9 protein-coding genes are annotated in these 9,756 nt (G+C 69.7%); 1 reads left to right on the top strand and 8 read right to left on the bottom strand.

Annotated elements, in window-relative coordinates:
* The 7 genes from AC27IQ_RS14240 to AC27IQ_RS14210 all read right to left on the bottom strand — a co-directional run.
* Positions 1 to 1,217: acetyl-CoA carboxylase biotin carboxylase subunit (locus AC27IQ_RS14240; protein ID WP_487089858.1), on the bottom strand; the 1,217-nt coding region annotated here is incomplete at its 3' end.
* Entirely contained in the window at positions 1,210 to 1,332 is a 123-nt protein-coding gene (locus tag AC27IQ_RS14235) for a hypothetical protein (RefSeq protein ID WP_487089857.1), read from the bottom strand. The genes AC27IQ_RS14235 and AC27IQ_RS14240, both read right to left, overlap by 8 nt.
* Positions 1,333 to 2,052 (bottom strand): DUF4126 domain-containing protein, encoded by a 720-nt coding sequence (locus tag AC27IQ_RS14230; RefSeq protein ID WP_487089856.1) that lies wholly within the window; start codon positions 2,050 to 2,052, stop codon positions 1,333 to 1,335.
* A gap of 11 nt (positions 2,053 to 2,063) precedes the next feature.
* Positions 2,064 to 2,852: an enoyl-CoA hydratase/isomerase family protein gene (locus AC27IQ_RS14225; protein WP_487089855.1), complete on the bottom strand. Its 789-nt coding sequence runs from the start codon at positions 2,850 to 2,852 to the stop codon at positions 2,064 to 2,066.
* Between the two features lie 79 nt (positions 2,853 to 2,931).
* Entirely contained in the window at positions 2,932 to 4,098 is a 1,167-nt protein-coding gene (locus tag AC27IQ_RS14220) for a dienelactone hydrolase family protein (RefSeq protein ID WP_487089854.1), read from the bottom strand.
* Between the two features lie 37 nt (positions 4,099 to 4,135).
* Positions 4,136 to 5,740, bottom strand: coding sequence for a carboxyl transferase domain-containing protein (locus tag AC27IQ_RS14215; RefSeq protein WP_272565326.1), 1,605 nt, complete (start codon positions 5,738 to 5,740; stop codon positions 4,136 to 4,138).
* Positions 5,737 to 7,476: an AMP-binding protein gene (locus tag AC27IQ_RS14210; protein WP_487089853.1), complete on the bottom strand. Its 1,740-nt coding sequence runs from the start codon at positions 7,474 to 7,476 to the stop codon at positions 5,737 to 5,739. The genes AC27IQ_RS14215 and AC27IQ_RS14210 overlap by 4 nt, the downstream gene beginning before the upstream one ends.
* A 141-nt stretch (positions 7,477 to 7,617) precedes the next feature.
* Here AC27IQ_RS14210 and AC27IQ_RS14205 point away from each other — a divergent pair, with 141 nt between their 5' ends.
* The gene (locus tag AC27IQ_RS14205) at positions 7,618 to 8,694 is read left to right on the top strand and encodes an AraC family transcriptional regulator (RefSeq protein WP_487089852.1); all 1,077 of its coding nucleotides are present in this window, start codon (positions 7,618 to 7,620) and stop codon (positions 8,692 to 8,694) included.
* A gap of 1 nt (position 8,695) precedes the next feature.
* Here AC27IQ_RS14205 and AC27IQ_RS14200 read toward each other — a convergent pair.
* On the bottom strand, positions 8,696 to 9,756 hold a 1,061-nt coding region (locus AC27IQ_RS14200), incomplete at its 5' end, for a hypothetical protein (RefSeq protein WP_487089851.1).

The following is a 9,756-nucleotide window of genomic DNA, read 5'->3' as shown; positions in this document are numbered from 1 at the left end:
TGCACGATGAGCTTGGCGATCATCGAGTCGTAGAAGGGGCTGATGGCATCGCCCTCGCGCACGCCGTCATCGATGCGCACACCGCCGCTGCCCAGGGACGCGCGCTCGAAGCTGGTGGCCGCGGGCTTGCGGTACACCTGCAGCGTGCCGGTGGCGGGCAGGAACTGGTTGTCGGGGTTCTCGGCGCAGATGCGCGCCTCGATGGCATGGCCGCCGATGCGCAACTGGTCCTGCGCCAGCGGCAACGGCTCGCCGCAGGCCACGCGCAATTGCCACTCCACCAGGTCCTGGCCGGTGATGGCCTCGGTCACCGGGTGCTCCACCTGCAGGCGGGTGTTCATCTCCATGAAGAAGAAGTCCATGGACCCATCGGCCCGCTGCTCCACGATGAATTCCACCGTGCCCGCGCCCACGTAGTTCACCGCGCGTGCAGCGGCCACCGCGGCGTTGCCCATCTCGGCGCGCATGGCCGGGGTCATGCCGGGGGCCGGGGCCTCTTCCAGCACCTTCTGGTGGCGCCGCTGCACCGAACAGTCGCGCTCGAACAGGTACACGCAGTTGCCCAGGGTGTCGCCGAACACCTGGATTTCGATGTGGCGCGGGCGCTGCACGTATTTCTCGATGAGCACCGCGTCGTCGCCGAAGCTGTTGATGGCCTCGCGCTGGCACGACGCCAGGGCGGCGGCGAAGTCTTCCGACCGGTCCACCGCGCGCATGCCCTTGCCGCCGCCGCCCGCGCTGGCCTTGATGAGCACGGGGTAGCCGATGCGGTCGGCCTCGCGCTGCAGCAGCGCGGGGTCCTGGTCGGCGCCGTGGTAGCCCGGCACCAGGGGCACGCCGGCCTTTTCCATGAGCTGCTTGGACTCGGCCTTCAGGCCCATGGCCTGGATGGCGGACGGGGGCGGGCCGATGAACACCAGCCCGGCATCCGCACAGGCCTGGGCGAATTCCTCGTTCTCCGACAGGAAGCCGTAGCCGGGGTGCACCGCCTGCGCGCCCGTGGCCCGGGCCGCGTCGATGATGCGCTGCCACTGCAGGTAGCTTTCTTTGGGCGAGCTGCCGCCGATGTGCACCGCCTCGTCGCATGCGGCGACGTGCTTGGCACCGGCGTCGGCATCGGAGTACACGGCCACGGTCTTCACGCCGAGGCGACGTGCGGTCGCGGCCACACGGCAGGCGATTTCACCGCGGTTGGCAATCAGGATCTTCTTAAACATGGGCCACCTCCGCGGTGAAACCGCCTGCGCACGCTGCGCGTGCCACGCCATTGGCCGAAACGGCTGCGATGCGGCCGTTTTCACCGCGGTTGGCAATCAGGATTTTGGAGAACATTCAAACCACCTTCGCAGGACCGGAAAAAAGGGACGACACGCGCCGCAGCACGGCACGCAGGAATTTGAAAAGCACGATCAGCAGCAGCGCCGACAGCACCAGCATCACCACCAACGCGATGCCGAACAGCACCGGGTGCTGCGTGGCCATCCACACGACGGCCACCACCAGGCCGTCCTCGAAGAACGACAGCAGCCAGTTGGAGAACGGCTCGGGCGAGGTGTTGGCCGCGGCGCGCGTGGTCATCTTGGTGGCCAGTGCCGTGGCCGAGAGCGAGCCGCCCAGCAGCCCCGCGACGAGGCCCATGGTGGCGTTGTCGGCGCCGAACACGCCCGCGGCCAGCAGCGCGCCACCGGGAATGCGGATGACGGTGTGCACCGCATCCCAGGCGCTGTCCAGCCAGGGCACCTTGTCGGCGAAGAACTCCACGCACAGCAGCAGCCCACTCACAGTGAGGACGGCCGGGTGCTGCAGCGCGTGCAGCCCGGCAGGCAGTGGCAGCCAGCCACCCGCGCCCATGAGCCCCACGATGAAGACCACCGCATAGAGCCGGAACCCGCTGGCCCAGCCGAGCGCAGCGGCCAGCGCCAGCAGGCCCGGCAGGTCCATCGCCGAAGTGGCCTGGGCCGCGCCGGCCGCCACGTCGCGGGCGGTGCCGGGGTCCACGTGCAGCCCCATGGTGTGGAGCCACTGAACGATGTGCAGCCAGAGCGCGTCCATGCCGTCCCCGGTCAGCCCGGCCCCACCAGCCAGGACGGCTTGCGCTTTTGCAGGAAGGCCTGCACGCCCTCGCGGCCCTCGTCGCTGGCGCGGATGTCGGCAATGCCCTGCACCGTGGCGGCGATGAGCGCGGCATCGATGTCGCGGCCCGCCACGTCCTGCACCAGCCGCTTGCAGGCGCGCACGGCGGCCGGGCTGGCGCTGGTGAGCGCCTTGAGCCACGCATTCACCGTGTCGTCGAGCTGCTCGAACTCCACTACCGCGTGCACGAAGCCCAGGTGCAGCGCCTCGGCCGCGCCGAAGCGCTCGGCGGTCAGGAAATAGCGGTGGGCGGCGCGCGCGCCCATGGCGCGGATCACATAGGGGCTGATGGTCGCCGGGATGAGCCCCAGCTTCACCTCCGACAGGCAAAAGCCCGCCGTGTCGACGGCCACCGCCATGTCGCAGGCCGCCACCAGGCCCATGCCGCCGGCATACACGTCGCCCTGCACGCGGGCGATGGTCGGCTTGGGGCACTCGTAGATCGTGCGCAGCATCTCGGCCAGCGCGCCGGCGTCGGCCACGTTCTCCTCGCGCGTGTAGTCGGCCATGCGGCGCATCCAGTTCAGGTCGGCGCCGGCACAAAAGGCCGTGCCCTGCGCGGCCAGGACCACGGCTCGCACGCCGTCGCGGCTGCCTGCCTGCGCGAAGGCGTCGGTGAGCGCGGCAATGGTTTCGTCATTGAAGGCGTTGCGCAGATCGGGCTGCGCCAGCGTGATGCGCGCCACGGCGCCGTCATAGGCCGTCTGGACGGAATTCATGGGTTGGGTCCTCGGTGCTCTGGAGAAAAAGCCGGGCGCGGATGCGGCCGGATGCGTGCGGCGGACCAATGCCGGGGCCTCATGGCGCCTCCCACACGACGTGGTCGTCCACGGCATACAGGTGGCAGGTCGCCGCCTTGGCGTTTTCGTTGCAGCGGGCCACCGCCGCGGCCATGGCATCGGCCCGGCCGTAGTAGTAGGCCCAGGCGCCGCTGGGCGCGATGGCGTAGGCCCGCGGCCACGGCGCCGCGAGAAACTTGCGGTAACCCTCGCGCGCCGCATCGCGCACGTAGGGGATGGCCGACGCATCGGCGACGGGGTAGGCGTCGGTGGCCCGGGGCACGGCGCTGTCGTGCGGCATCATCGGAATGTGCGTCACCGGCCGGGACGGCAGGCCCAGGCCGGCCAGGAAGCGCTCCACCTCCGGCAGCCAGATCGGCACGCCGCTTTGCGAGGCGAACAGCCGGTGCGAATCGGTTCCGAACCGGCCATACGCCACCAGCTGCGCCCGCCCACCGGCGGCCACGTAGCGCGCGTACATGTCGCGGTACAGCGAGGTGGGCCAGTACGAATCGTTGTCGCCGTAGAACCACAGCGACGGCAGGCGCGTGCCCTGGCCGTAGGCACCGAAGGCGCTGGCCAGGTTGTTTTCCCAGCCGGGGCATTGCTCCTGCCGCAGTCCGCCGGCGAAATTGATGAGGCCGCGCACGCCGGGCGGGTTCAGCGTGCCCAGCGCCAGGGTGGTCAGGCCGCCGTGCGACTGGCCGACGACCACGATGCGCTGGCTGTCCGCATCCGGCAGGCGGCGCACGTAGGCCAGGGCAGCCTGCACGTCCTCGGCCTGGTTGCGGCCATTGCCTTCCACGTTGCAGCCGCTGCCCAGGTAGGCGCCCGTGGACCGCGAGAAGCCCTGGCGCATCGGGATCACCACGAGGTAGCCGCGCTCCACGAACACGCGGGCGGCCGCCAGGTAGCGCGCACGCTCCTGCAGGCGCGGATTGCCGTTGGCCTTGCCGTGGTTGATCACGACGACGGGAAACGGGCCCGTGCCCGCCGGGCGGTACACGGTGGTTTCCAGCTCGGTGGCCAGCAGCCCTTCGCCCTTGGGCACCATCACGATCTGCTCGTGCAGTGTGGCATCCAGCGTGGGCGGTGTGGACGGCGCCAGCTGCGCCAGGGCGGGCAAGGCGCCCAGCAGCAGCGCGCAGCGCAGCAGCCAGGCCAGGGCGTGTCGGCGAAGGGTCATGGCGGGATCTGCGTCGGAGTCTTCGGCAGGCTGGCGGTCACATGCGGAACAGGCCGAACTTCGTGTCTTCGATGGGCGCATTGCGCGTGGCCGACAGGCCCAGCGCCAGCACGCGGCGCGTGTCGGCGGGGTCGATCACGCCGTCGTCCCACAGCCGCGCGGTGGCGTAGTAGGGGTGGCCCTGGCTCTCGTACTGCTGGCGGATGGGGGCCTTGAAGGCCTCTTCTTCCTCGGCACTCCACTGGCCGCCCTTGCCCTCGATGCCGTCGCGCTTGACGGTGGCGAGCACGCTCGCGGCCTGGTCGCCGCCCATGACGGAGATGCGCGCGTTGGGCCACATCCACAGGAAGCGCGGCGAATACGCCCGCCCGCACATGCCGTAGTTGCCCGCGCCGAACGAGCCGCCGATGACGATGGTGAACTTGGGCACGGCGGCGGTGGCCACGGCGGTGACCATCTTGGCGCCGTTGCGCGCGATGCCCTCGTTCTCGTACTTGCGGCCCACCATGAAGCCGGTGATGTTCTGCAGGAACACCAGCGGGATCTTGCGCTGGCAGCACAGCTCGATGAAGTGCGCGCCCTTGAGGGCGGACTCGCTGAACAGGATGCCGTTGTTGGCGATGATGCCCACGGGCATGCCCTCGATGCGCGCGAAGCCCGTGACCAGCGTGGTGCCGTAGCGCGCCTTGAACTCGTCGAACTCGCTGCCGTCGACGATGCGGGCGATGATCTCGCGCACATCGAAGGGCTTGCGCGTGTCCACCGGAATCACGCCGTACAGCTCATCCGCTATGAATTTAGGAGCAACAGAGGCATGCAATTCCCCGGCATGGGCCTTGTTTCTATTCAAATTGCGCACCGCGTTGCGGGCCAGTTGCAGCGCGTGCAGGTCGTTTTGCGCCAGGTGGTCGGCCACGCCGGACAGGCGCGTGTGCACGTCGCCGCCCCCTAAGTCCTCGGCCGTCACGACCTCGCCCGTGGCCGCCTTCACCAGCGGCGGGCCCCCCAGGAAGATGGTGCCCTGGTTCTTGACGATGATGGATTCGTCGCTCATGGCCGGCACGTAGGCGCCGCCGGCGGTGCACGAGCCCATCACCACGGCGATCTGCGCGATGCCCTGCGCGCTCATGTGCGCCTGGTTGTAGAAGATGCGGCCGAAGTGGTCGCGGTCGGGAAACACCTCGTCCTGGTTGGGCAGGTTGGCGCCGCCCGAGTCCACCAGGTAGATGCACGGCAGGTGGTTCTGCGCGGCCACCTCCTGCGCGCGCAGGTGCTTCTTCACCGTCATGGGGTAGTAGGTGCCGCCCTTCACCGTGGCGTCGTTGCACACCACCATGCAGTCCACGCCGCTCACGCGGCCGATGCCGGCGATCAGCCCGGCGCCGGGCGCGTCGTTGTTGTACATGTTGAGCGCGGCCAGGGGCGCCAGTTCGAGGAACGGCGTGCCGGGGTCCAGCAGCATCTGCACACGCTCGCGCGGCAGCAGCTTGCCGCGGGCCGTGTGCTTGGCGCGGGCAGCTTCGCCACCGCCCTGGGCCACCTGGGCGGTGCGGGCGCGCAGGTCATCGACCAGGGCGCGCATGGCGGCGGCATTGGCCAGGAAGTCGGCCGAGCGGGCATTGAGTTGGGATTCGAGGATCATGCGGTGGTGCTTTCCTGCAGGCCGAGCTGTTCTTTCATGGCGTCGCGGATCTTGAATTTCTGGATCTTGCCGGTCACCGTCATCGGGAACTCGGCGACGAATCGGATGTAGCGCGGCACCTTGTAGTGCGCGATCTGCCCCTTGCAGAACGCGCGGATGTCGTCCTCGGTGGGTGCGGCCGTGCCGGGCTTGGCGATGATCCAGGCGCACAGCTCTTCGCCGTAGCGGGCATCGGGCACGCCCACCACCTGCACGTCCTGCACCTGCGGGTGGCGGTAGAGAAACTCCTCGATCTCGCGCGGGTACACGTTCTCGCCGCCGCGGATCACCATGTCCTTGATGCGGCCGACGATGTTCACGTAGCCCTCGGCATCCATGGTGGCCAGATCGCCGGTGTGCATCCAGCCGGCATCGTCGATGGCCTCGCGGGTCCTGGCCGGGTCGTCCCAGTAGCCGTGCATGACCGAGTAGCCGCGCGTGCACAGCTCGCCGCGCTCGCCCACGGGCACCACGGCGCCGGATTCGGGGTCGATGATCTGGATCTCCAGGTGCGGCTGCACCTGGCCCACGGTGGACACGCGCTTGTCCAGCGGCGTCTCGGTGCTGCTCTGGCAGCTGACCGGGCTGGTTTCGGTCATGCCGTAGGCGATGGTGATCTCCGACAGGTGCATGTCGCTCACCACGCGCTTCATCACCTCGATGGGGCACGGCGAGCCGGCCATGATGCCGGTGCGCAGCGTGGACAGGTCGAACTCGGCGAAGCGCGGGTGGTCCAGCTCGGCGATGAACATCGTGGGCACGCCGTGCAGGCCAGTGCAGCGCTCGGCCTGCACCGTCTCCAGCACCTTGAGCGGATCGAAGCCGTCGCTCGGGTACACGATGGCCGCGCCGTGCGTGAGGCAGGCCAGGTTGCCCAGCACCATGCCGAAGCAGTGGTACAGCGGCACGGGAATGCACAGCCGGTCCTCGGGGGTGAGCCGCATGCACTCGCCGATGAAGAACCCGTTGTTCAGGATGTTGCGGTGCGTGAGCGTGGCGCCCTTCGGAAAGCCCGTGGTGCCGCTCGTGAACTGGATGTTGATGGGGTCGTTGGCGTCCAGCGTGGCGGCCACGGCATCGATGCGCGCATCCTGCGCGTCGCCGCGCGCCATCAGTTCGGAAAACCGCAGCAGGCCGGGCGAGTCGCCGCCGCCCGCCGCGTCTCCCAGCGCGCCGTCGATCCACACCACCGTGCGCAGCTGCGGCAGCCGGTCGGACTGCAGTGCGCCAGGCGTGCCGGCGGCCCACTGCGGCGCCAGTTCGCGCAGCATGCCCAGGTAGTCGCTGGTCTTGAAGCGCGCCATGGTCACCAGCGCCTTGCAGCCGACCTTGTTGAGCGCGTATTCCACCTCCGAGGTGCGGTAGGCGGGGTTGATGTTGACCAGCACCAGGCCCACCTGCGCGGTGGCCAGCTGCATGAGCACCCATTCGGCGTTGTTGTGCGACCAGATGCCCACCCGGTCGCCCGGGTTCAGGTCCAGCCCCAGCAGCGCGCTGGCCAGGCGGCGCACCTCGGTGTGCAGCTGGCCGTAGGTGTAGCGCAGGCCCTGGTGCACGCTCACCAGCGCCTCGCGGTCCGGCTGGCGCTGCGCCATGTCGCTGAAGAAGGCGCCGATCGTCTGCTCGATCAGGGGCACCGCCGTGCTGCCGCGTGCAAAGGCGGAAGTCAACGGGGCGGTCGGGCTCACTGGGTCCATGGCAATGTCTCCTCGTGTGGCACGCCCCCGGCCCGGCCGGGAACGGCGATGGGCCGCAGCATACGCCCGCCCGGGCCCGGACCGCATGACAGATGGGGTCACAAAGGTTGCAATATGCGCCACGCAAGGCAAACTCCCCCCATGCCCGAACCCGCCACCGCCCTGCACCGCACCGCCCCCCACGCGCCCACCGCCGCCACGCCCATGGCCTTCGTACGGGCCATCGTGCAGGCCTACACCCAGCGCGGCATGGACGCCTCGGCCGTGCTGCGGCAGGCACAAATCACGCCATCGGACATCGCGCATCCGCACGGGCGCATCACGGCGCTGCAGATGGAGCAGCTCTCCGACGGCGCCATGCGCGAACTGGACGACGAGGCCCTGGGCTGGTTCGGCCGGCGCCTGCCCTGGGGCAGCTACGGCATGCTGGCGCGGGCCTCGATCAGCGCGCCGCACCTGGGCCTGGCCCTGCAGCGCTGGTGCCGCCACCACGGCCTGCTGACCGACGACATCGCCCTGCACCTGACCAGCGACGGCGCCATCGCCACGCTGGCGATCACCGAACACCGCGACCTGGGAACGCTGCGCGAGTTCTGCCTGGTCTCGATGCTGCGCAACGCGCTGGGGCTGGCCTGCTGGCTCATCGATTCGCGCCTGCCGCTGCAGGGCGCGGATTTTCCTTTCGCGCCACCGCCGCACCAGGCGGCCTATCCGCTGCTGTTCGCCGGCCCCATCGCCTTCCGCGCGCCGCATGCCGCGCTGCGCTTCGATGCGCGCTATCTGGCGATGCCGCTGCAGCGCGACGAGAACGCGCTGCGCACCATGCTGCAGCGCGCGCTGCCCCTGACGGTGCGCCAGTACCGGCGCGACCGCCTGCTGGTGCAGCGCGTGCGGCAGGCGCTGGCAGCCGACACTGGCACGCTGCAGGGCGCGGACGCGCTGGCCGAGCGGCTGCACCTGTCGCCGCGCACGCTGCACCGCCAGCTCAAGGAAGAAGGCGCATCGCTGCAGGCGCTGAAAGACGAGGTGCGCCAGCACCGCGCCATCGAATGGCTGCACCGCACCGACCGGCCGATCAAGCAGGTGGCGCAGGCCGCGGGTTTCCTCAACGAAAAGAGCTTCATCCGCGCGTTTCGGGGCTGGACGGGGCAGTCCCCCGCCGCGTTCCGCCGCGCCGCCCGGCTGGCGGGCGGGGGTGGATTCGGCCAGGGCGTGTGACCTAAGCCTTGCCGGCGGCGGCCTCGTCAGGAATGGGGCGCACGAACAGCTTGGCATAGCTGCGCAAGGTGCCCGATTGCGACAGGTCGTCGGTGATGAACGCCTGGTACTTGGCGCTCAATGCGTCGCCCGACGCGCCGCTGCCGTGGTTGACCTGATCGAGAAAATCCTGCCGCATCTGCTGCAGTTGCGCGTGCGACATCCCACGGTCCTTCAGCGCCTGGAACGCCGCCTCCCGCTTCATCCCGGCGAGGGCGATGGGCTTGGCTCCTGCGGCCGCAGGCACCGCCGCCGGCGCTTGCTGCACCTTGGCGGAGAACTTCGGCGCCTCCTGCCGCCCGGCGCCCGCATTCGGCCGGGGACCTGCATTCGGCTTGGGCTCCGCGTTCGGCCGAGGCCCGGCATCGGCCTGGGGACCGGTGTCTGGCTTGGGGCCGGCATCCGCCTTGGCACCTCCGGCGCCCGCTTTCGGCGGAGGCGGCAAAGCCGTCAGAAAATCCACCACACCGGCGGTGTCGTTCAACAGCAACTGCTTCAGCTCCGGCTCAGTGAAGTTCTCGCGCAGCCGCTGCCAGTTCTCGGCACGGACCTCGGGGCCCTTGCCCGGGGCATGGCCGCCCAGGATCGCCACGAGATCCTTCAGCCTCGGTGGGTCCATGCGATCGATTTCATGCAGCTGGAACACGGCCAGCACCTGGGCCGCAGGCGATTTCGGCAGTGCCGGCGTTGTCAGGAACTTCATCACGGCGGCAGTCTTCTTCAGCAGCAACTGCTGCAGTTCAGGCCCTTTGAACTGGCTGCGCAGCAGCTTCCAGTTCCGGGCCAGCAGCGCCGGGTCCACGCCCAGGGTGCGCCCGCCCAGGAGCTTCGTGAACTGCTTGACCTGCATCGGGGTCATGCGGTCGACTTCATGCAGCGGGATGCTGGACAGCACCTGCGCGACCGTCGGCTTCAGCGGAACGATCGGTGGCGCGCCCGGCCGCCGGGCATGGGCGCTGGCGTGTCCCGCGAACTTCTGCGGCGCAGGCCCCCGGCGGTCGGTGGCGGTGGCGCTGTCGGCCG

The sequence above is a fragment of the Acidovorax sp. KPB24-07 genome, assembly GCF_057543315.1.
The sequence above is the reverse complement of the archived record's forward strand: the minus strand, read 5'-3'. Positions and strand labels throughout refer to the sequence as shown.